This is a genomic window from Staphylococcus sp. HGB0015 (genome assembly GCF_000411275.1).
GTDB classification, from domain to species: domain Bacteria; phylum Bacillota; class Bacilli; order Staphylococcales; family Staphylococcaceae; genus Staphylococcus; species Staphylococcus schleiferi.
Genome location: NZ_KE150420.1, coordinates 1 through 530, shown reverse-complemented (window position 1 = coordinate 530; position 530 = coordinate 1). Strand labels below are relative to the sequence as shown.

General features: G+C 43.2%; 1 pseudogene. It reads left to right on the top strand.

Annotated features, from left to right (window positions below):
* Positions 1–530 (top strand): annotated as a pseudogene (locus HMPREF1208_RS12545) (hypothetical protein); the annotation flags it as partial.

Sequence of the window (530 nt, the reverse complement as noted above, 5' to 3'; positions counted from 1 at the left end):
GCTACTCTGTTCGAATTTGATACAGATTCACTTGTCGAAACCGATTCACTATTTGCTGCTGACGTTGAGTTCGATTCGCTTACTGACGTTGAATCACTCTTTGCAGCTGATGCGGAATTCGATTCACTTACTGAAGTTGAGTCACTTGTCGATGTACTAGTAGAAGTTGATTCGCTTGCTTCTCGGTTTGAATTTGAAACCGATTCGCTCGTTGATACAGAATCACTATTAGATACAGATGTTGAATCTGATTCACTCACCGATGTTGACGCACTTGTTGACGTCGATTCACTCGCCACTCGGTTTGATGTAGACACAGATTCGCTTGTCGAAACCGATTCGCTCTTAACTACTGATGTGGAATCCGACTCGCTCACTGATGTTGAATCTGATTCACTCACCGACGTTGACGCACTTGTTGAAGTTGACTCACTAGCTACTCTGTTCGAATTTGATACAGATTCACTTGTCGAAACCGATTCACTATTTGCTGCTGACGTTGAGTTCGATTCGCTTACTGACGTTGAATC